Raw genomic sequence first — 19628 nt, 5'->3', positions numbered from 1 at the left:
CTCCACGCCCTTCTCTGCTCCGGCCTTATGGCCCTGAGCGCCGCTGCAGCCCTGCTGATTGCCAACCCCCCATTTATCCACTGAGATCCAAATGAACGCCATCGTCCAATCCCAAGCCCACCAGCTCAAGCCCGCAGGCGGCTTCGATCTGAGCCCGCAGAACTTCGAACAGGCCCTGACCTTCTCCAACTACCTTGCCGACAGCGACATGGTGCCCAAGGACTTCAAGGGCAAGCCCGGCAACTGCCTGATCGCCATGCAGTGGGGTGCTGAGCTTGGTCTGAAGCCTTTGCAGTCGCTGCAGAACCTGGCCGTGATCAACGGCCGCCCCGCGCTGTGGGGCGACGCGGTGATTGCGCTGGTGCTGAGCAGCCCGGTTTGCGATTACGTGACCGAGGATGACGATGGTGAAACCGCGACCTGCCGCGTGAAGCGCAAGGGAGGGCAGGAGCAGGTGCGCACCTTCAGCATGGAAGACGCGAAGCGCGCGGGCCTGGCAGGCAAACAAGGCCCCTGGTCGCAATACCCTAAGCGCATGCGTCAGATGCGCGCCCGGGCGTTTGCGCTGCGCGACGTTTTCCCTGATGTGCTGCGCGGCATGGCTGTGGCCGAGGAACTGCAGGACATGGCAGCGGCTGCGCAGGCGCCCGTCACCAAGGACATGGGTCCTGCCGAAGTCGTTCACACCGCGCCGCCAGAGTGGCCCGCCGACCGCTGGGCCGCGGGACTGCCGAAGTGGCTGGACGGCATCACCCAGGGCAAAGCCATTGTCGATGTGCTGGCTTGGCTCAACTCGAAAGCAACTGTCACGCCCGAGCAGGAAAAGCAGCTGCGCGAACAGGCGGCCAGGCGCGCGCAGGCGCCCACGACCAACCCCGATGACCTTGCCCAGGCGATGCGTGAATGCGCGGACCTGGACAAGCTCTACGAGTTCGGCGGCCTGCTGGAGGCCATCACCGACGAAGCGCAGCGCCTGCGCGTCACCGAAATCTTCGATGCCCGCGTGGCCGAACTGGAACAACCATGACTATGCAAATCGTTTCCCTCGTGCAAGGCAGCCCCGAGTGGCACAACCACCGCGCGCAGCACTTCAACGCCAGCGACGCGCCGGCAATGATGGCCTGCAGTCCGTACATGACGCGAGCCGAACTGATAAAGAAGCTCGCCACCGGCATTACGGCCGAGGTGGATGCAGCCACGCAGCGCATCTTCGACGCCGGCCACCAGTTCGAAGCGCTGGCCCGGCCGCTGGCCGAGGAAATCATCGGCGAAGAACTGTCCCCATGCGTGGGCACCAGTGGCAAGTACTCCGCCAGCTTCGACGGCCTTACCTTCATGCTCGATGACGGATTCGAGCACAAGAGCTTGAACGCCGCGCTGCGCGAAGCGATGTTCGACGGCTGCACAGGCGCCGACCTCCCGCTGGTCTATCAGGTGCAGATGGAACAGCAGGCCATGGTGTCCGGCTGCGCGCGCATCCTGTTCATGGCCAGCAAGTGGGAGGCCGACCGCGACACCGGTGAAATGGTGCTGATCGAAGAACGCCACTGCTGGTACACGCCGAACCTCGATCTGCGCGCGCGCATCGTCGCCGGCTGGGCCGAGCTCGAAGCCGATGTAGCCGCCTACGACCCCACCGCCCAGCGCGCCGCGCCGGCCGTGGCCGCGCCTGTCGACAGCCTGCCGGCTGTGGCCGTGCAGCTTCAAGGCGCCCTGGCCGTCGTGTCCAACCTGCCCGCGTTTGGCGAGGCGCTGCGCGCTTTCATCGAGCGCATCCCAGTCAAGCCAGCCACCGATCAGGAATTCGCCGACACCGAGGCGGCCTGCAAGGCGCTGAAGAAGGCCGAGGAAATGCTGGAAGCCACCGAGGCCGGCGCGCTGGCGCAAATCTCGGACGTCGAACTGTTGCGCCGCACCGTGGCGGACTTGCGCGGCTTGGCGCGCACCACGCGGCTGGCAAAGGAAAAGCTGGTGACCGCGGAAAAGGAAGCGCGGCGCACGCAGATCGTGACCGGCGCCCAGGCCGCGCTCGATCAGCACGTGCAGGCATTGAATCAGCGCCTGCGCGCCAACTGGCTGCCGCGCGTGAACGGCGGCTTCGGCGAAGTCATCAAGGGCAAGAAGTCGCTGGCCAACATGGAGGACGCCGTGGCCGCGGCCCTGACCGACGCGAAGCACGAAGCCAACCTACTGGCCCAGCGCCTGGAAGCCAACCGCGCGCACCTGGTGCAAGAGGATGGCGACTGGATTGCCCTGTTCGCTGACTTCGCCGCTGTTGGCGCCAAGGCTGCCGAGGACTTCGAGGCCCTGGCCGCACTGCGCATCGGCAACCACAAGCAGGCCGAGGCCGCGCGCCTGGAAGCCGAGCGCGAGAAGATCCGCGCCCAGGAGCAGGTCAAGGCTGAAGCTGCCGTGCGCGCCGAGCAGGAGCAGAAGCGCCAGGCGGAAGAAGCCGAAGCCGCTGCGGCGCGCGCTAAGGCGCTGCAGGTCGAGCAGGAGGCGCAAGCCGCCATTGCCGACGCCCGCAAGGCCGAAGCTCTGCCGGCGCCGCTGCTGAACGACCTGGGCGCCGTAGCGACGCATGTGCGGGACGAAGCGACCGCCGCCATCGATGCCGGCCAGGTGATCAGCGCCGCCAAGAGCGCCACCGCGCCGGCTGACACCGGTGAGACGATGACCCTGGGCCAGATAAACACCTTGATCGCCCCGATCAAAGTCGACGCCGCAGGCTTGGCCGAACTCGGGTTCGAAACCACAGCAGTCAAGGGAGCAAAGCACCTCCCCGCAAGCGATGTTCCGAAGCTCCTGGCCGCCATGGCCAAGCACCTGCAGGGACTGCTGATCACTGCCTAACCCAAGCCCTCCCCGCGAGGGCTTTTCTACGCCATGACCCATTACAACCCTCCATCCCGCAACGCCGTCATAGCGGCGATCAAGGAGCACGGGCCGATGACCTGCGCCGAAGTTGCGGAGGCGCTCGGCTGGCCGCACTCCCGTGCGCACGAAACTATCGCCAACGCGCGCCGCTGGCAGCCCGGCAAGGTCTTCCGCGTGGTCCGCTACCGCAAGACCATGGGCAAGGGTAAAGACCCATCGGTCTACGCCGTCCAGGCAGGCGCCGACGTTCCGCGCCCTGTGATTGATCGCAAGGCCCGGCGCAAGGAAATCGACCGGCGCTACCAGCGAAAGAACCAGGCCATCATCAACGCGCGAGAGCGCGCTGAAAGAGCGGCAAAAAGCGGCCCGGCCGCGCCCACCAATCTGTGGATGGGCTTGGCTCCCGTAGGGGTCAGGCCGCTCATGACCATCGCCGCCCGCGAATCAGCCGGAGCGCCGCGGTGACCAAGCAACAGCCCACGCGGGCCGAGCGCGACCGCCCTGCCGCCCTGCGCGCCAGCGAAGACGCCCGGGCCGTGTGGTGGCAGGCCCAGCAGCCGGCGCCGCCACGGCGCTGCATCCACTGCCACGCAGAAGCACCCGCGCACCTCGAGGAAGGTGAAGGTCCTCCCTGCGGCTGCCCCTGAGCCTGAACACATCAACCGGCCCGCCTTGAGCGGGTTTCTTTTTTGGAGCGCCCATGAAGCGTGACGCATTCACCCTGCCGCTGGCCTTCCCGGGCGAGCTCATCATCGACAACTTCGCCGGCGGCGGCGGCACCAGCACCGGCCTTGAAGCCGCGTTCGGGCGCCCGGTCGACATTGCGATCAACCACAACGCCGAGGCATTGGCGATGCACGCCGCCAACCACCCTCACACCCGCCACCTGTGCGAGAGCGTTTGGGATGTGGACCCCATCGAAGTCACGCAGAACCAGCCCGTGGGCCTGGTATGGCTTTCACCCGACTGCAAGCACTTCAGCAAGGCCAAGGGCGGCAAGCCCGTGGAAAAAGAGATTCGCGGCCTGGCCTGGGTCGGTGTGCGCTGGGTCATCCGCACCAAGCCGCGCGGCTTCATGCTAGAGAACGTCGAAGAATTCCAGACCTGGGGGCCGCTGCTGATCGACGAGGACGGCAACGCCCGCCCAGATCCCGCCAAGAAGGGCCAGACCTTCCGGGTGTTCAAGCAGATGCTCACCACCGGCGTGCCGCTTTCGGAACGCGAAGACAACGAATCCATCGAAGACGCGCGCGTCGCGCTGTGCACCGGGCCATTGGCGCTGAGCGAAGTCGAGTTCGCGCGCCTGCTGGACGGCATGCACTACTCGGTCGAATGCGCCGAGCTGAAAGCCTGCGACTACGGCACACCCACCATCCGCAAACGCTTCTTCATGGTCGGCCGTCGCGACGGGCTGCCCACCATCGCGCGGCCGCCGGTGACGCATGCAGCACCAGGCAGCGAGCTGGCGCGCAGCGGCAAGCTGAAGCCATGGCGCACGGCCGCCGAGTGCATCGATTGGTCGATCCCCTGCCCGTCCATCTTCGAGCGCACCCGCCCCTTGGCAGATGCCACGCTGCGGCGGATCGCCAAGGGAATCATGCGGTATGTGGTGAACGCAGCAGAGCCTTTCATCGTGGGCCTAGCACATGGTGAGCACACGGAGCGCGCCGGCAGCCGGGCGCACAGCCTGAGCGAGCCTGTCCGCACGATTCATGCTGGCGGCGGCAATCACGCACTGGTAGTGCCGACGCTGGTGCAAACCGGCTACGGCGAGCGAGAAGGCCAGGCGCCGCGCGCGCTGGACATTGGCAAACCCCTGGGCACCGTGGTGGGCGGCGCAGCCAAGCATGCGCTTGTTGCTGCCTTCCTCGCCAAGCACTACACCGGCGTGACCGGCAGCGACCTGAACGACAGTATGGGCACGGTCACGGCGGTGGATCACCACAGCCTGGTGTCGGCACACCTCACCAAGTTTCGGACGGGCAGCACTGGCAGCCCATTGGACGAGCCCGTCCATACCGTAACAGCCGGGGGTGACGCGGCACGGCCAAGCACAGGCAACGTCATGGGCATTGTCACCAGCAGCCTCATCAAGCTGCGAGGCACCAGCAGCACTGCGGCGACCGACGAGCCGCTGCACACCGTCAGCGCTGGCGGCCAGCACCATGCCGAGGTCCGCGCGTTCCTGCTCAGCTACTACAGCACCGACCAGGACCCAAAGATCGGCGGCCCGCTGCCCACAGCGACTACGAAGGACCGTTTCGGGCTGGTCACGATCCACGGCCAGGACTACCAGATCGTGGACATCGGCCTGCGCATGCTGACGCCGCGCGAGCTGTTCAAGGCCCAAGGCTTCCCTGACACCTACGTCATAGGTGACGACGAAAGCCAGGGGCTCAAGCTGACCAAAAGCGCGCAGGTCCGCATGTGCGGAAACAGCGTTTGTCCACCGCTGGCCGAGGCCCTGGCCCGCGCCAACTTCGCCCATGAGGCGCAAATCTACGGGATGGCAGCGGCCTGAAACAGCCCCGCCCACCAAATTATTGCCATCGAATAAACGGAGATAAAACGATGACCGACAAGACACAACCCACCGACGCCGTTGCGCAGCCAGCGACTGACCGCGAAACGCATTTCTATCTTGCCGGCTGGAATGGCGCGCGTAAGGAAGTCGAGGCGAACGCGCATTTCCGCCAAGCCCTGCAAGCCGCCCCACCAGCGCCCCAAGGGCTGATCACGCAACAGGTCGAGGATGCACTGCTTGATGCCGGGCTGCCTGCTGATATGCGTGAGGAAATCATGACTGACGTGACAGCGCCCGCAGACGTGGCAGTGCCGCAAGCGTTGCGCGAGCTGATTGAAGCCATCGAGTTCACGCCGCTGGGGGTGCGCGCCATCCTAGCCATGACGCGCGCCCGCGCCGCGCTTGCCGCCGCCCCGGCGCAGGCCCTGGCAGTGGCCGTGCCTGATGGTTTTGGCACGGCGGAGCACTGGAAGGAGAAGGCGGAATACTGGGCCGGTGTTGCACATCGCCTACGGGGTGAAGCGCTGCGCGGAGAGCCTGTAGATGGGATAGTTCACCCGGCGCAGGAGCATGCAACCCAGCTTGCGGGCCAGGGGCAGGAACCATCGCCGCCGTTGGCCGTGACAGGGCCGGTTGAATGGCCGGCGACGTGCGACGGTCTGGAACAGGAAGCCTGGGAGGCCTGGGCGCGCGTTCAGCGCTTCGACATGTCCGAGCACCCTATGCACTATCTTTTCCTGAATGAGCGCACCGACGCGGCGCGCCAGGGCTGGAAGGGCGGTCTTGTCTACGCGGTTGAGCAGATGAAGCAGCGCGTGCATGTGGTCGAGGCCGCGCCCGCCCAGGCGCAGGAGGATGCGCGCGATGCGGGGCGGTGGCGTCACTTCTCCGCGCGCGGCGTGTTCCCCAAGAACGTGTGGAACAACGGGAACGGTCACTGGCAGTACGGAGAAATTCGCGCACTGACCGCAGAAGGCGTTGCGGACGCCGCCATCGCAGCCCGCGCTGCGCAAGGGGGTGCGTGATGGCTTCCATAGCTCTGCGCAACGGCATGGCTTTGCAAGCTCGACAACCTGCCCCGATCACGAACATCGCCCAGCTATTCGATGCGCTTGCGCTCGGCTGGGGAGAGGCTGGCTATTGTCGCTATCTGATCGCGGGCGATGGCGGCCAGTTCGTTCGCATAACCGCGCCTCCGCATGTGTTCTACATGCCCACCGCTGGCGACATTCCCGTTGTCACGGACGGGTACAGCTTGAAGGGGTTCATTCGTTTTGAAATGGATGGCCTCTACCCGGGCATGTTCCGCTCGGAGGTGGCTGACGATGGGGCGTATTGCATCGCGCAGCTAACGGATGAGGGGGCGCGTTTCGCGCGTCTCGGCGTGTCCGATGTGCTGGGTGTCCACCGCGACATAGATAGATGCTCGTTCTTCAATCCGCACACCACGGTTGCTGATACCGACCTGATGATCGAGCGCGCAGCAGCGCAGAAAGGCGGTGCGTGATGGCAGAAAACGTCGTGGAACTGGGCGATTACCGCTTCACCCACAAGCGGCGCCATCAATACCCGAAGCCCGAGTGCGAGCACAAGCGCGTCGAGCTCGACGACAACGGCGACATCGTGATGTGCTTGGACTGCGCAAAGCAGGTCAGCGCCTACTACGCCCTGCGCATGCTCACCGAGCACTGGGGTGAAGTGCAGAGCAAGATCGCGTCGAAGCAGGCCCGGGCGGATGGAGCGCACGACAAGGCGATACATCTTTTGGCAGCTCGCAGGGTGGAAGAGGCATGGCGTAGCCGGACCATGGTTCCGTTCTGCCCCCACTGCGGCGAAGGCATCAGCGCAACGGACGGCTTCGGGGGCGGACTCATCAACAAGGAAATCGACAGCGCCCGGCGAGCCAGGAAGGCTGCAGCGCGCGCGGCGCAGCAAGGAACCACCCCATGACCACAGCACAAGACCACTGCAAAACATGCAGCGCCTCATACGCCAATGACCTGAAACGCATTGTCCGCTGCGGAACGTGCCGGGTTGCTCCTGGTGCGATGCCTATCAACTGGAGACCAAAACCATGACAGCACAAGACCAACAGAGCCGCGCGGAGCTGCTGCCCTGCCCGTTCTGCGGCGGCGCGCCCGAGACCACCGGACCCTGGGAGATTGGCGTCAGCGACAACTACGAGACCTGCATCTGCTGTGAAAAATGCGGCTTTCACATTTCATCCGACGATGGCTTTGCCAGCGGTGAAAAGCAGTCGCTTGCGAAAGCCATCGACCGATGGAACCGCCGCGCGCCAGCAGAGCAAGCAGCGCGCGCACTGCCTGCGGGCATGGAGCCGTTCGGCTACTGGCACCAAGGCCCGACCGACGACGAGAGCGACTTTCACTTGCACGCCGATCAGGGCGACGTGTCGTGCAAGAAGTGCATCACGCTCTACACCGCAGCCCAGGTGCAGGCCATGGGCCGCGTGCCGCCAGAGTGGCAGGCCGTGCCGGTGGAGCCGTCGGGCGACATGTTGGTGGCCATCATGAGCGCCGGCGAGGTCGATGTACTGCGCGAAACCCCGGAAAAGCATCAGGTGCTGCTGATTGATCGCGCCGGAATTCCAGAGAGATATGCCAACCTGCTGGCCGCGGCCCCGCAGCCACCAGCCGCGCCCGCTACTACCGAACCTCAGGCCCCAACTACTGGAGCTGGCAGCGTTACTGCTGGAGCTGCACAGCAACTGATCATCGGTCCATGCGGGCAGTGCAAAGACGACCGCGATCCGTGCAGCTGCGCCATCGACACGATGCTCAAAGAGCGCGGGCAGATCGCAGTGAACCGCGAGCGCCACCTGGCAATGGCAAAGCAGGCCAAGGCCGCGCAGGAGCGCAAGCCGCTGACAGAAGAACAGATTCAAGACCTGATCGGCTTCGGCGATCCAACGGAACAGGAATGCCACCTGGTGCGACTTGGCTGGGACGCCGCCCAAAGCATTGAGGCCCCTCGATGAGCCGCCGCAAACGAGAGCGCCGCGATAAACGCGCCAAAGGACACCTCACATGACAACAGAACTTACTGCCGATCGGGTGCGCGAATTGCTTCAATACAACCCGGAGACTGGCGTTTTCACATGGAAGGCCGCATCGAGTAACAGGGTCCATGTTGGAGACGAGGCCGGCTCTTTTGACAAGGACGGCTATCGAGCCATAAGGCTGGATGGCAGACTGCATTTTTCTCACCGGTTGGCTTGGCTGTGGGCTCATGGCGTGCATCCATCGAAAGAGCTCGACCACATAAACCGAGTGCGGTCCGACAACAGGCTGTCGAATCTCCGGGAAGCCACACGCTCGGAAAACGTGCAGAACCGTCTGATGCAGCGAAATAACACCAGCGGCTTCAGTGGCGTCAGCTGGAGCAAGGACGCAAAGCGTTGGTGCGCAAAAATCAAGCTGAACAGGAAAACCATGCACCTTGGATATTTCCATACGCCGGAGGCAGCATACGCCGCCTATCTGCGAGAGAAGCGCGCACTACATCCAGCCGCCCCCGACTTTGACCAGCCCGCCCAGCAAGCGGGCTTTTTTACGAGTACATAAATATGCAAGCCACTGCACTGCCCCCCGTTCACAGAATCAGCACGGCCTGTGAAAAACTGTCCGTCTCCCGGGCCACAATCTACCGAATGGCCAAAGCTGGCACCATTGAGCTGGTCAGGATTGGCAAAGGATCCACCAGAATCACCGATGCGAGCTTGCGCCAACTGCTTTCGGCCAGGATTGCAACATCCGGCTGAGCGCGCGTTGGCGAAATCGGGGCAAGAGTGACTGCCGCGTTTTGGGTAGCTAGATGGGTAGCTAGAACCAGAATACTGCGTTAGACCCTCTTGTAACCCGCATGAAATATAGAAAGTCTTGAAAAATGAAAATTGCGACGTGGAACGTCAACTCCCTCACCGTGCGCCTGCCCCAGGTGCTCGACTGGCTGCAAGCCAATCCGGTCGATGCACTGGCCCTGCAGGAGCTCAAGCTGACCGACGACAAATTTCCGCTGCAGGCGCTGCAGGAAGCGGGCTACCATGCGGTCACCCATGGACAGAAGACCTATAACGGCGTCGCCATCCTGAGCCGCACTCCCGCGCGCGACGTGGTGCGCAACATTCCCGAGCACGAAGACCCGCAGGCGCGCATCATTGCCGCCACGCTGGACACAGAAAAAGGCCCGCTGCGCCTGATCAACGGCTACTTCGTCAACGGCCAGGCGCCGGGCAGCGAAAAGTTCGCCTACAAGATGCGCTGGCTGGAAGCATTGCGCGAATGGGTGCGCAAGGAACTGGCGGCGAACGAGCGCCTGGTGCTGGTCGGCGACTTCAATGTCGCGCCCGAGGACCGCGACTCGTTCGATCCCGAAGGCCTGCGTGAAACCATTCACCATACGACCGAGGAGCGCCAGCATTTCCGCGACCTGCTGGAGCTGGGCATGACCGATGCGTTCCGCATGTTCGAGCAACCCGAGAAAAGCTTTTCCTGGTGGGATTACCGCATGCTGGGCTTCCAGAAGAATCGCGGCCTGCGCATAGACCACATTCTCGTGAGCGACGCGCTCAAGCCCGGCGTCAGCGCCTGCGTGATCGACCGCGCGCCGCGCAAGAACCCCCAGCCCAGCGACCATACGCCGGTGGTGGTGACACTGGACTGAACGCCGCGCCCGGCGTGCAGCGTCAGGCAAAAATCATGAACGCAGCCAGTGCAGCGCTTCGATGCCGCGCTGCACGGCCATCGCCTGGCGCAGCAGGATCACGCGTGCCGCTTCGGGCAGCCCTTCGCGCAGCGCCGCGCGATAGGCCGTCAGCAGCATCCTCTCGGCGTCCTCGCTCGCATCGAGCAGGGCCTCGCTGCTCTGCGGCGCTATCGCCGACTTGAGCGTCTCCCATCCACGCAGCAAAGGCCCGGACAGAAAACCGTCGCCACTGTGCAATGGCGGCAAGGCGAATTCGTGAACCAGTTCGGCGCAAGCCGCTTCGAAGGCGTGCAGATGGCGTTGCAGCATTTGCTGCAGCAGCCCGGGCGGCGAATGCACGATCGCGACCTGCAGGCTTTTGGCGGTCTGCATGTTCAGCCGCTGCAGCCCCTGCAACACGGCCAGGACCTGCACCTGCGACAGCCCCAGCACCGGATCGGCCTGGCGCATGCGCTCCCAGGCGGCCTCCACTGCGCTCGATACTTGGCGCCAGGCGAGCAGGCTCGTGCCTTTGCAGGCCGGCCATTGCGCTTCGAGCACCGGCAGCACCGATGCCAGATCGCCCGGATACTGCACGGCGGCCTTCCAGCCCAGTTCATAGGCGGGCCGATACTGGTCGTAGCCGCGGCCACTCACGTAGTTGGGCTGAAGATGATAATGGTCATACCAGAAGGCGTCCTGAAGTACATCCTGGCTGGCCTGGACTTGAGGGTTGCCGTTGGCGGCGTTGCGTGCGGTAGGTGTCTGACGGTGCAATTCTTCGCCCCAGCGTAGTTGACGCTGGGTTCGGCGTAAAAAGGAAGAATCGGCAAACCGGGGGTCAGGCATGGAAAAACGTGCGTCGCACACAAAACAATAGGGTTTCATTGTCGCCCAGCCGCAAGCCCCGCCAGGTCAGTGAGTCCGACACACTGGCGTAGGACGGGATGACGCCCGTCCGGCGCCATCCGGGCCGGCTCAGTGCTCTTCGCCCGCTTCCAGGCCCAGTTCCTGGATCTTGCGCGTGATGGTGTTGCGGCCTATGCCCAGGCGTTGCGCGGCTTCCATGCGCCGGCCGTGGGTGACCTGCAGCGCCGTGCGGATCAGGTGCGACTCGAAGCGTCGGCTCAGCACATCCCAGACATCGGCCTGGCCGCTTTCAAGCAGCTGGCGCGCCTGCACGTCGAGCAAGGGCTCCCAGGTCGACGGCGCCGCGCCCGCCACCGGCATGTCGGCTGCGGCTGCGTCGTGCAGACCCGTCGCCGGCACGAAAGCCGGCGCAAGCACCTCGTCGCGCTCGACCACGGGAACTGGCTCGGGCGGCGCGAAGACCGGCGCTGCGCCAGCGGCAACGGCGCTACCGGGAAGTTCCTGCAGCACTTCGGGCGGCAAGTCCTTGACCGAGATCTGCTGCGCGGGCGCCATCACGGTGAGCCAGTGGCAAATGTTTTCCAGCTGACGCACATTGCCCGGGAACGAGAACGCCTCGAGCCGCTGCAGCGCCGCCTCGGCAATGCGCTTGGGCTCGACACCCAGCTGACGCGCGCTCTGCTGCAGGAAATGGCGAGCGAGCATGCGCACGTCCTCGCGGCGCTCGCGCAGCGCCGGCAGGCGCAGACGGATCACGTTGAGGCGGTGGAACAAATCCTCGCGAAAGCCGCCTTCGCGCACGCGCTGCTCCAAATCCTGGTGGGTCGCGGCGATCACGCGCACATGCGACTTCACCGGAGCATGGCCGCCCACGCGGTAGAAATGGCCGTCGGACAGCACGCGCAGCAGGCGCGTCTGCAGGTCGAACGGCATGTCGCCGATTTCATCGAGAAACAGCGTGCCGCCGTCGGCCTGCTCGAAGCGCCCGCGGCGCTGGGTCTGGGCGCCGGTGAACGCACCGCGCTCATGGCCGAACAGTTCGCTTTCCAGCAGGTCCTTGGGAATGGCCGCGGTATTGATCGCGACGAACGGTCCGCCCGAGACGGGCGAATGCTTGTGCAGCGCGCGCGCGACCAGCTCCTTGCCCGAGCCCGATTCGCCCGTGATCAGCACCGTCACCTGGCTCTGGCTCAGGCGGCCGATGGCGCGGAACACGTCCTGCATGGCGGGCGCCTGGCCCAGCATTTCGGCGTTCAGCGGCGCCTGGTCCTCGATGATCTCCTCGCGCTGGCTTTCCTCGACCGCGCGGCGGATCAGCTCCACGGCCTTGGGCAGGTCGAACGGCTTGGCCAGGTATTCGAACGCTCCGCGCTGGAAGGCCGACACGGCGCTGTCCAGGTCGGAGTACGCCGTCATGATGATCACCGGCAGGCCGGGCTGCTGGGTGCGCACCTGCTCGAGCAGCTGCAGGCCCGAGCCGCCGGGCATGCGGATGTCGCTGACCAGCACCTGGGGAGGCTGGCGCGCGGGATCGCTGGCGTCTATGTCGGCCAGCGCCTCGAGCACTTCACGCGGATTGGTGAAGCTGCGGGTCGGCAGGTTTTCCCGTGCCAGGGCCTTTTCCAGGACGAAGCGGATCGAAGGGTCGTCATCTACTATCCAGATCGGCTTCATACTTTCTTGCTTCCTTACGCTTGGGTGTTGTCATGGACCTCAGGGCAAGGGGATGAGAATGCGGAAATCGGTGCAACCTGGCTGGCTGTCGCATTCGATCAAGCCATCGTGCCGCTGCACAAAGGTCTGGGCCAATGTCAGCCCCAGACCCGATCCGCCGTCCCGTCCAGACACCAGGGGATAGAAAATCCTGTCCCTGATGGTCTCTGGCACGCCCGGTCCGTTGTCTATCACATGCAATTCCAATGCCAGGCGGTAGCGCTGTTTACCAAAAGTCACCTGCCGGGCGACGCGTGTGCGCAGAGTGATGCAGGCATCGCCCTGCACAATGCGTGGCGCGAGTGCCTGCGCGGCGTTCTGCACGATGTTCAGCACGGCCTGTATCAGCTGCGCGCGGTCGCCGCGGAACTCGGGAATCGAGGTGTCGTAGTCGCGCCGCACGCTCAGACCCTGCGGGTACTCGACCAGCACCAGCGAGCGCACGCGCTCGCAGACTTCGTGGATGTTGACGTCGCCGACCAGATGCGGATGGCGGTGCGGCGCGAGCAGGCGATCGACCAGGCTCTGCAGCCGGTCGGCTTCGTGCACGATCACCTGGGTGTACTCGCGCATCTCGGGGCTCTCGAGGTCCATCTCGAGCAGCTGCGCCGCGCCGCGAATGCCGCCCAGCGGGTTCTTGATCTCGTGCGCGAGGTTGCGTATGAGCTCCTTGTGCGCCTGCGTCTGCTCGATCAGCCGCTCCTCGCGGTCCTGGCGCACCTGCTGCTCGAGCGGCGACATCTCGAGCAGCACATGGCCCGAGCCTTCGGCGATCGACACGATCACCTGCATGGGAATCGACTCCTTGGCCTGGCGGCGCAGGCTGGCTTCGAAGCGCAGCGCCGCATAGTCCTGCACGCGCGCGCCGTCCATGGCCTTGTGCAGCAGCGCCGGGTCGACAAAGTGTTCGGAAAAGTCGCTGCCTTCGAGCATGCGCCGCGACAGGCCCAGCGCGTTCTCCAGCGCCGCATTGGCAAACAGCACCGAACCGTCAAGCGCCAGCACGGCCGTCAGGGTACAGAGCGAATCGAAGACATGGTAGGCGCTTTCCGGGCGCCGTTTCTCGAGGGAAAGGGGCATGTACGCCTTCAGTTGACGGGCACATCGGCAGCGGCTGCCGGCAGGCGGGCAATTTCCCGGCGCAGACCCGCGATGTCGCTCTGGTAGCGCGCGATCTGCGCCTTGAGGCTGGCCGTGCGCTCGATATAGCCCTGGGGATTGCGCAGCTCCAGCGCCGAGCGCTCGGGGCTGCCGTTGTTGTATTCGAGCTCCAGTTGGGCCAGGCGTTCCTGCGACTTGGCGAGCTCGCCCTGCAGGATGGCGCGCGCGTCCGAATCGCGCACGCGCTGGGCGCTGCCTTCGGCGCGCGGTGCAGGTGCGGGCGCGGCGCCGCTGCGTGCGGCCGGCGCCGCGGGTGCCGCCGAGGCACCGGGTGGCGGGCCGCCATGGATCACGGTCACATGACCGCCTTCCACGGGCTTGCAACCGCGCTCCTTGGCGCTGGTCGCATTGTTGGTGTATTCATTGCCACAGCGGTAGATCGTGCTCTGGGCCGAAGCCAGGGGTGCGAGCAGCGGCAATAACAGGAGTACAAGCAGTTTTTTCATCACAGTCCTCGGTCACCGTTGGCCTGCGGACAGGCGCGGCGCAGTAACCAACAGTATCGCCTGATCCGGTGACAAACAGGCGAATTGCCCCGCGCGCTGTGCGCGTGCGCCCACATTGCACACGCCGTGGAGGCGAAAAAAAAGCGGCTTGCGCCGCTTTCTTGTGCTGCGCCCCTTGCGGGGCGGCAGCTGGCTCCATCAGAGCGAGTAGTACATGTCGTATTCGACAGGGTGCACGGCCTGGCGGAAACGCGTCACTTCGGTCATCTTCAGTTCGATATAGGCATCGAGCATGGAGTCCGAGAACACGCCACCCTTGGTCAGGAACGCGCGGTCGGCGTCCAGGGCTTCGAGGGCCTGGTCCAGGCTGTGGCACACGGTGGGCACCAGCTTGTCTTCTTCCGGGGGCAGATGGTACAGATCCTTGGTCGCGGCTTCGCCGGGATGGATCTTGTTTTCCACGCCGTCCAGACCCGCCATCAGCAGTGCCGAGAAGCACAGGTAAGGGTTGGCCAGTGGATCGGGGAAGCGCGCTTCGATGCGGCGGCCCTTGGGGTTGGACACGTAAGGAATACGGATCGAAGCCGAACGGTTCTTGGCCGAGTAGGCCAGCTTGACCGGAGCTTCGAAGCCGGGGACCAGACGCTTGTAGCTGTTGGTGCCGGGGTTCGTGATGGCGTTCAGTGCACGGGCGTGCTTGATGATGCCGCCGATGTAGTACAGCGCGTAGTCAGACAGACCGGCATAGCCGTCGCCGGCAAACAGGTTCTTGCCGTCTTTCCAGACCGACTGGTGCACGTGCATGCCCGAGCCGTTGTCGCCAGCGTAGGGCTTGGGCATGAAGGTGGCCGTCTTGCCATAGGTGTTGGCCACGTTCCAGACGACGTACTTGAGCTGCTGCGTCCAGTCGGCGCGTTCCACCAGCGTGGAGAAGCGCGTACCGATTTCGTTCTGGCCTGCGCCCGCCACTTCGTGGTGGAACACTTCGACCGGAATGCCCAGCGATTCGAGGATCAGCGACATCTCGGCGCGCATGTCTTGCGTGCTGTCGACGGGAGGCACGGGGAAGTAGCCGCCCTTGGTCGTGGGACGGTGGCCGCGGTTGCCGGAATCGAACTTGGTGCCGGTGTTCCAGGGGGCTTCGTACTCTTCGATCTCGAAGCTCACGTGGCCGGGTTCGTTGGTCCAGCGCACGCCGTCGAAAATGAAGAATTCTGGCTCGGGTCCGAAGTAGGCGGTATCGCCCAGGCCCGATGCCTTCAGGTAGGCTTCAGCGCGCTTGGCGATGGAACGCGGATCGCGGTCGTAGGCCTTGCCGTCGCTGGGTTCGATCACGTCACACTGCAGGAACAGCGTGGTTTCTTCGAAGAAGGGGTCGATGTTCGCGGTGGCGGGATCGGGCATCAATTGCATGTCCGAGGCTTCAATGCCCTTCCAGCCAGCCACCGAGGAGCCGTCGAATGCATGGCCCGAAGTGAACTTGTCTTCATCGAAGTGCGACACAGGCACGGTCACGTGCTGTTCCTTGCCGCGGGTATCGGTGAAACGCAGGTCAACAAACTTGACCTCGTTCTCCTTCACCATCTTCATCACATCTGCAACGGTCTTAGCCATCAGGGTCTCCTGCAAAAACGGCTTGTTCAAAAAATGTTGCAATACTTCAAGCAGTTTGCGTGCCAACTTTGCACGCACTCCGATTGCCGTATTCGCTGGTGCTCACCCGCTCGCCCAAAGGCAGGCACCGTACCATGGCAGCGCCGAGCTTCACCAAAACGGTGCAATTCTGCGATGCCGAAAAAAATCACCCATTTCGCACCACTTCGGTGCTGTACTTCGCACCAATAGAGTGCAATCCCTCAATCAGTGCAGGCCAGGCGGATTCGACCGCCGTGGCCAGGCCCTTGATGCCGAGCTCGACATGCGCGCCGTGCACCGCATGGTCCACGCTGGGCAGGCTGAACACCCGGATGTCGCCATGGGCGGCTTCGAGTTGCTGCATCAGCGGCGTGAGTGTAGCCTCCCCCACGCCAAAAACCAGCACCGAACGCTCCTGCCGCGCAGGGCCATGGAACAGCGGCGCATAGTGCTGGTCGAGCACGCTTTCAACCATGGGCCAGGCCATGACGGGAAAGCCGGGCACGAAATGCACGGCACCGCCCGCGCGGCCCGCGCAGGAAAAACCGGGAATCTTGTTGTAGGGGTTGGCGATGATGCTTGCGCCCTGCGGAAAATTGCCCATCTGCAGCCGGTGCAGGTTATCGGGCCGGCCGGGCTCGAACACTTCGCCCTTCTCGGCCGCGACATCGCGCATGCGCTCCTCGATCAGCGCCACGGCTTGCGGGTGCAGCGCCAGCGGCACGCCCAGCGCCTGGGCCGCGCATTGCCGCGTATGGTCGTCGGGCGTGGCACCTATGCCGCCAAACGAGAACACCACGCTCGCGCTGTCGAACGCGCGCTCCAGCGCGGCCGTGAGCCGCGGCCGGTCGTCCCCTATGTATTCAGCGTATGACAGCGACAGGCCACGCGCCGCCAGCAGTTCAATCACCTTGGACAGATGCTTGTCTGCCCTTTTACCCGAAAGAATCTCATCGCCAATGATGATGGCGCCAAACTGCAAATCCATGAACACTCACTTGTGGGGGGAGGAAAGAGGTGGCACCTGCGCCGAAGATTCGGGCTGGGGCGCCAAGGGCACGATCACGTCGGCGGCGTCGACCGGCTGCGGGTTGGCGCGCAGCAGCTCGAGCGCCGCCAGGCAGAAATGCGCGAACCACAGCGACGAGAACGCGAACACCAGCGCATAGATCCAGATTGCCAGCGGAATCAGCACCCAGAACGCGGCCAGGAACAGCATGCCCGAAGCCCAGACAATGGCCGGCGCAGCGCCCAGATAGCCGCAGACCACGCCCATGACCATGAGGCTGTAGCGATGGCGCAGGAACAGCACGCGCCGCTCGCGCTTGCTCGCGTGCTCGGCCAGCGCGTCGAAAGCCATGACGCGGTAGGTGAGCCAGCCCCAGATCAGCGGCGGGATGATCAGCACCAGCGGCGGCACGAACCACAGCGGAACGGAAACGACCAGGGCAATCAGCGCGATCAGCGTCGAGCCCAGCGACCAGGCGAGGCTCGCGAGCAGCGAACCGCCCAGCTTGCGCTCTAGCAGGGGAAACCGCCGCTCGGCGACCAGCCGCACCAGCGCGGGCGCCATGCACAGCGCGACCAACAGCAGCGACAGCACGACAATGATGGGCATCGCGACCAGCACCACCAGCACCGGCGCCACCGCGGCCGAGCCAAAGCCCACGCCGCGCGCCTGCAGCCAGCCCCAGGCGGTCTGCAGCCAGCCCGCGCCGTCGAGCAGTCCCTGCACCCATTGCACCGTCGGCCCCCAAAAGAAGTAACCGAGCACGGTCGACAACAGGGTCATGAACAGCAGCGGGACCAGGGACCAGAGGATTACCCGTTTGTGCAGACAGTAAGCTGCTGCACGCCAGAAGGAGTCGATAAGCAGTCGCATGCCTCTAGGATACCCATTGCGGGCCTCAAGCGCGACCCATCAAACGCAGAACCCCGCGCCACTGCTGACTCCAGAAGCCTTCCCCATAGTCACGCAGGCGTCCGCGGGCATCGGGTTCGACCTGATCCCGGATGCCGGTAGGGTCATAGCGCAGCTCGAAATTGGCCGTGCCGAACAGCATGTCCCACACCGGCAGCAGCACGGCGAAGTTGTTTCCACCCCGGCGCACACGCTGGCCGTCGGGCGTTTCATGGCCGATTCCAATGGTGTGGTGGCGGCGGTGAAAGCGCGGGCTGACCCACAGCCGTTCGCCCACGCGGCCGAACCACAGGCGCAGATTCGCGTGGTGCAGGCTTTCGCTGAGCTGGGTGATGGCGACAATGGCGACGAACTGGCCAGGTGCCAGACCGATGATCTGCGCCACCAGCACGATGATGCTGTCGCGCAACAGGTCGTCGAGCAGATGGTTGCGGTTGTCGCTCCACATCGTCATCTGGCGCTGCGAATGGTGCAGCGCATGCAGCTTCCACCACCAGCCGAAATGGTGCTGGCCGCGGTGTATCCAGTAGTCGAGCAGGTCGAACACCACGAGGTACAGCAGCAGGCTGACCCAGGCCTGGTCGGTCACGCCGGGCCAGAGATTGTCGAGGTGATAGGTGGGCATGCCCCACACGCGCAGCGTGCCGAACAGATGGTCCCACAACGGATCGATAGAGAAGAACAGCGCGATGCGAAACAGGCCCAACCGGTGCACCAGCGTATAAAGAATATCGACGCGTATCGCGCGCCGGTCGGTCACGGCCTCGACGGGCCACAGGCGCTGCAGCGGCGCGATCAGCAGCACCATCACCACCAGCTGGATCAGCCCGACCAGCAGCCAGCCCGTGGCCGTGTAGCCGTCCTCGAGCAGATTGCCCAGCCCCAGACCAAACAGCAGCGGCTGCACCACGCCCTCGAACAGCCACTGTTGCGCTGCGTTGAACCAATCCACCAAGACCTGCATAACCTCTCCACTCAACGCGTCTGCGTTATCCAATCACGGTAATCAGGATGTGTGTCCAGCGTGCGAAAGCAAAAGCCCTGCTCCTTCAGCCCGACGATCAGCGGCTCGAGCACCGCGGGCGCCCAGGCATCCTTGCGTGACCATATGCCCAGATGCGCCAACAAGATATCACCGCTGCGTATGCGCTGCAGTGCCTGGGCCAGCAAGGCCTTGTTGCTGAAGCGCTCGCTGGGCAGCTCGTCGCCCAGAAACCCCGCGGGCGACCAGCCCACATGCGCCCAGCCGCAGGACCTGGCCGCGGCCAGCAGCGCGGGCGAAGTCTTGCCGCCCGGCGCGCGAAACAACGGCAGCGGCTTCTTGCCCGTGATCTGCTGCAGCCGCTCGGCCGACTGCTTGATTTCGGCGCAGTAGCCCGCGGCGCTGAGCGTATACGTTTCGCCTTCGCGCGGTCCGGCCGAAGGCTTGACGCGAAAGGCCGGTGCCTGGGGGCTGCCCGCATCACCGCGCCAGTAGGCATGCGACCAGGTGTGGGAAGCGAAAGCATGGCCTTCGGCGGCGCGCGCGCGCCACCAGGGTGCCCAGTGCTCGCCCAGGCTGCCGTCGCCTTCCTTCGTCGCCTCGTTGGCGCCGAAGAAAGTCACGCGCACCTGCTGGCGCTGCAGCACTTCGGCAACCAGCGGCGCGACGCCCATGTGGCCGGTGTCGAACGTCAGATAGACCGGTTTGCAGGCGTCCTGGGCCCAGGCGCCGAACGACAGCAGGCTGGCGCCCAGCAGGCAGGCCCCGAGCAAGGCGTTACGGCGCAGCGGCATG

General features: G+C 64.7%; 21 protein-coding genes. 12 read left to right on the top strand and 9 right to left on the bottom strand.

All coding sequences use genetic code 11. The features are described 5' to 3' along the window. The first annotated feature begins 91 nt into the window (after positions 1–91). The 12 genes from ACSVDO_RS06075 to xth all read left to right on the top strand — a co-directional run bounded on the left by ACSVDO_RS06075 (position 92) and on the right by xth (position 10084). Positions 92–1027: a recombinase RecT gene (locus ACSVDO_RS06075; RefSeq protein WP_489595340.1), complete on the top strand. Its 936-nt coding sequence runs from the start codon at positions 92–94 to the stop codon at positions 1025–1027. After that, positions 1024–2853: a YqaJ viral recombinase family protein gene (locus ACSVDO_RS06070; protein ID WP_489595339.1), complete on the top strand. Its 1830-nt coding sequence runs from the start codon at positions 1024–1026 to the stop codon at positions 2851–2853. The genes ACSVDO_RS06075 and ACSVDO_RS06070 overlap by 4 nt, the downstream gene beginning before the upstream one ends. Before the next feature lie 33 nt (positions 2854–2886). Beyond that, positions 2887–3342, top strand: a complete 456-nt coding sequence (locus ACSVDO_RS06065) for a hypothetical protein (protein WP_489595338.1) — start codon at positions 2887–2889, stop codon at positions 3340–3342. Continuing rightward, entirely contained in the window at positions 3339–3524 is a 186-nt protein-coding gene (locus ACSVDO_RS06060) for a hypothetical protein (RefSeq protein ID WP_489595337.1), read from the top strand. The genes ACSVDO_RS06065 and ACSVDO_RS06060 overlap by 4 nt, the downstream gene beginning before the upstream one ends. Positions 3525–3577: 53 nt before the next feature. Then, positions 3578–5398: a DNA cytosine methyltransferase gene (locus ACSVDO_RS06055; protein WP_489595336.1), complete on the top strand. Its 1821-nt coding sequence runs from the start codon at positions 3578–3580 to the stop codon at positions 5396–5398. 50 nt (positions 5399–5448) lie between these two features. Beyond that, a complete protein-coding gene (locus ACSVDO_RS06050; protein WP_489595335.1) occupies positions 5449–6426 on the top strand; it encodes a hypothetical protein in 978 nt (325 codons plus the stop codon). Then, entirely contained in the window at positions 6426–6908 is a 483-nt protein-coding gene (locus ACSVDO_RS06045; RefSeq protein ID WP_489595334.1) for a hypothetical protein, read from the top strand. The genes ACSVDO_RS06050 and ACSVDO_RS06045 overlap by 1 nt, the downstream gene beginning before the upstream one ends. Further along, positions 6908–7351 (top strand): hypothetical protein, encoded by a 444-nt coding sequence (locus ACSVDO_RS06040; RefSeq protein WP_489595333.1) that lies wholly within the window; start codon positions 6908–6910, stop codon positions 7349–7351. The genes ACSVDO_RS06045 and ACSVDO_RS06040 overlap by 1 nt, the downstream gene beginning before the upstream one ends. A gap of 124 nt (positions 7352–7475) precedes the next feature. After that, positions 7476–8399, top strand: coding sequence for a Lar family restriction alleviation protein (locus ACSVDO_RS06035; protein ID WP_489595331.1), 924 nt, complete (start codon positions 7476–7478; stop codon positions 8397–8399). A gap of 49 nt (positions 8400–8448) precedes the next feature. Then, entirely contained in the window at positions 8449–8985 is a 537-nt protein-coding gene (locus tag ACSVDO_RS06030) for an HNH endonuclease (protein WP_489595329.1), read from the top strand. 2 nt (positions 8986–8987) lie between these two features. Next, a complete protein-coding gene (locus ACSVDO_RS06025) occupies positions 8988–9182 on the top strand; it encodes a helix-turn-helix transcriptional regulator (protein WP_489595327.1) in 195 nt (64 codons plus the stop codon). A gap of 125 nt (positions 9183–9307) precedes the next feature. After that, positions 9308–10084, top strand: a complete 777-nt coding sequence (gene xth / locus ACSVDO_RS06020; protein WP_489595325.1) for an exodeoxyribonuclease III — start codon at positions 9308–9310, stop codon at positions 10082–10084. A gap of 33 nt (positions 10085–10117) precedes the next feature. Here xth and ACSVDO_RS06015 read toward each other — a convergent pair whose 3' ends face one another. The 9 genes from ACSVDO_RS06015 to ACSVDO_RS05975 all read right to left on the bottom strand — a co-directional run bounded on the left by ACSVDO_RS06015 (position 10118) and on the right by ACSVDO_RS05975 (position 19627). Further along, positions 10118–10954, bottom strand: coding sequence for a ferritin family protein (locus tag ACSVDO_RS06015; RefSeq protein ID WP_489595323.1), 837 nt, complete (start codon positions 10952–10954; stop codon positions 10118–10120). Positions 10955–11083: 129 nt separating this feature from the next. After that, positions 11084–12649, bottom strand: a complete 1566-nt coding sequence (gene ntrC, locus ACSVDO_RS06010; protein ID WP_332535116.1) for a nitrogen regulation protein NR(I) — start codon at positions 12647–12649, stop codon at positions 11084–11086. A 39-nt stretch (positions 12650–12688) separates the two neighbouring features. Next, entirely contained in the window at positions 12689–13768 is a 1080-nt protein-coding gene (glnL, locus tag ACSVDO_RS06005) for a nitrogen regulation protein NR(II) (protein WP_489595321.1), read from the bottom strand. 8 nt (positions 13769–13776) lie between these two features. Then, entirely contained in the window at positions 13777–14295 is a 519-nt protein-coding gene (locus tag ACSVDO_RS06000; RefSeq protein ID WP_332535114.1) for a hypothetical protein, read from the bottom strand. 198 nt (positions 14296–14493) lie between these two features. Beyond that, complete coding sequence (gene glnA, locus ACSVDO_RS05995) at positions 14494–15909, bottom strand: type I glutamate--ammonia ligase (RefSeq protein WP_489595319.1); 1416 nt, start codon at positions 15907–15909, stop codon at positions 14494–14496. Between the two features lie 187 nt (positions 15910–16096). After that, entirely contained in the window at positions 16097–16918 is an 822-nt protein-coding gene (locus ACSVDO_RS05990) for a competence/damage-inducible protein A (protein ID WP_332535112.1), read from the bottom strand. A gap of 6 nt (positions 16919–16924) precedes the next feature. Next, complete coding sequence (locus ACSVDO_RS05985; RefSeq protein WP_489595317.1) at positions 16925–17812, bottom strand: EI24 domain-containing protein; 888 nt, start codon at positions 17810–17812, stop codon at positions 16925–16927. Positions 17813–17837: 25 nt separating this feature from the next. Then, complete coding sequence (locus ACSVDO_RS05980) at positions 17838–18815, bottom strand: sterol desaturase family protein (RefSeq protein ID WP_332535109.1); 978 nt, start codon at positions 18813–18815, stop codon at positions 17838–17840. Between the two features lie 11 nt (positions 18816–18826). Further along, positions 18827–19627, bottom strand: a complete 801-nt coding sequence (locus tag ACSVDO_RS05975) for a polysaccharide deacetylase family protein (protein ID WP_489595316.1) — start codon at positions 19625–19627, stop codon at positions 18827–18829. Position 19628: the final 1 nt, after the last annotated feature.

The organism is Comamonas sp. DB36 (assembly GCF_057914905.1).
This window is presented reverse-complemented; position numbering and strand designations above follow the sequence as displayed.

What these genes read in the sequence shown, in the direction of transcription:
- xth (WP_489595325.1), top strand. Translation starts at nt 9,308, where the DNA reads ATGAAAATTGCGACGTGGAACGTCAACTCCCTCACCGTGCGCCTGCCC.
- ACSVDO_RS06035 (WP_489595331.1), top strand. Translation starts at nt 7,476, where the DNA reads ATGACAGCACAAGACCAACAGAGCCGCGCGGAGCTGCTGCCCTGCCCG.
- glnA (WP_489595319.1), bottom strand. Translation starts at nt 15,909, where the DNA reads ATGGCTAAGACCGTTGCAGATGTGATGAAGATGGTGAAGGAGAACGAG.
- ACSVDO_RS06000 (WP_332535114.1), bottom strand. Translation starts at nt 14,295, where the DNA reads ATGAAAAAACTGCTTGTACTCCTGTTATTGCCGCTGCTCGCACCCCTG.
- ACSVDO_RS05980 (WP_332535109.1), bottom strand. Translation starts at nt 18,815, where the DNA reads ATGCAGGTCTTGGTGGATTGGTTCAACGCAGCGCAACAGTGGCTGTTC.
- ntrC (WP_332535116.1), bottom strand. Translation starts at nt 12,649, where the DNA reads ATGAAGCCGATCTGGATAGTAGATGACGACCCTTCGATCCGCTTCGTC.
- ACSVDO_RS06075 (WP_489595340.1), top strand. Translation starts at nt 92, where the DNA reads ATGAACGCCATCGTCCAATCCCAAGCCCACCAGCTCAAGCCCGCAGGC.
- ACSVDO_RS06030 (WP_489595329.1), top strand. Translation starts at nt 8,449, where the DNA reads ATGACAACAGAACTTACTGCCGATCGGGTGCGCGAATTGCTTCAATAC.
- ACSVDO_RS06050 (WP_489595335.1), top strand. Translation starts at nt 5,449, where the DNA reads ATGACCGACAAGACACAACCCACCGACGCCGTTGCGCAGCCAGCGACT.
- ACSVDO_RS06045 (WP_489595334.1), top strand. Translation starts at nt 6,426, where the DNA reads ATGGCTTCCATAGCTCTGCGCAACGGCATGGCTTTGCAAGCTCGACAA.
- ACSVDO_RS06055 (WP_489595336.1), top strand. Translation starts at nt 3,578, where the DNA reads ATGAAGCGTGACGCATTCACCCTGCCGCTGGCCTTCCCGGGCGAGCTC.
- ACSVDO_RS05990 (WP_332535112.1), bottom strand. Translation starts at nt 16,918, where the DNA reads ATGGATTTGCAGTTTGGCGCCATCATCATTGGCGATGAGATTCTTTCG.
- ACSVDO_RS06065 (WP_489595338.1), top strand. Translation starts at nt 2,887, where the DNA reads ATGACCCATTACAACCCTCCATCCCGCAACGCCGTCATAGCGGCGATC.
- ACSVDO_RS06025 (WP_489595327.1), top strand. Translation starts at nt 8,988, where the DNA reads ATGCAAGCCACTGCACTGCCCCCCGTTCACAGAATCAGCACGGCCTGT.
- ACSVDO_RS05975 (WP_489595316.1), bottom strand. Translation starts at nt 19,627, where the DNA reads ATGCCGCTGCGCCGTAACGCCTTGCTCGGGGCCTGCCTGCTGGGCGCC.
- ACSVDO_RS06040 (WP_489595333.1), top strand. Translation starts at nt 6,908, where the DNA reads ATGGCAGAAAACGTCGTGGAACTGGGCGATTACCGCTTCACCCACAAG.
- ACSVDO_RS06070 (WP_489595339.1), top strand. Translation starts at nt 1,024, where the DNA reads ATGACTATGCAAATCGTTTCCCTCGTGCAAGGCAGCCCCGAGTGGCAC.
- ACSVDO_RS06015 (WP_489595323.1), bottom strand. Translation starts at nt 10,954, where the DNA reads ATGCCTGACCCCCGGTTTGCCGATTCTTCCTTTTTACGCCGAACCCAG.
- ACSVDO_RS05985 (WP_489595317.1), bottom strand. Translation starts at nt 17,812, where the DNA reads ATGCGACTGCTTATCGACTCCTTCTGGCGTGCAGCAGCTTACTGTCTG.
- glnL (WP_489595321.1), bottom strand. Translation starts at nt 13,768, where the DNA reads ATGCCCCTTTCCCTCGAGAAACGGCGCCCGGAAAGCGCCTACCATGTC.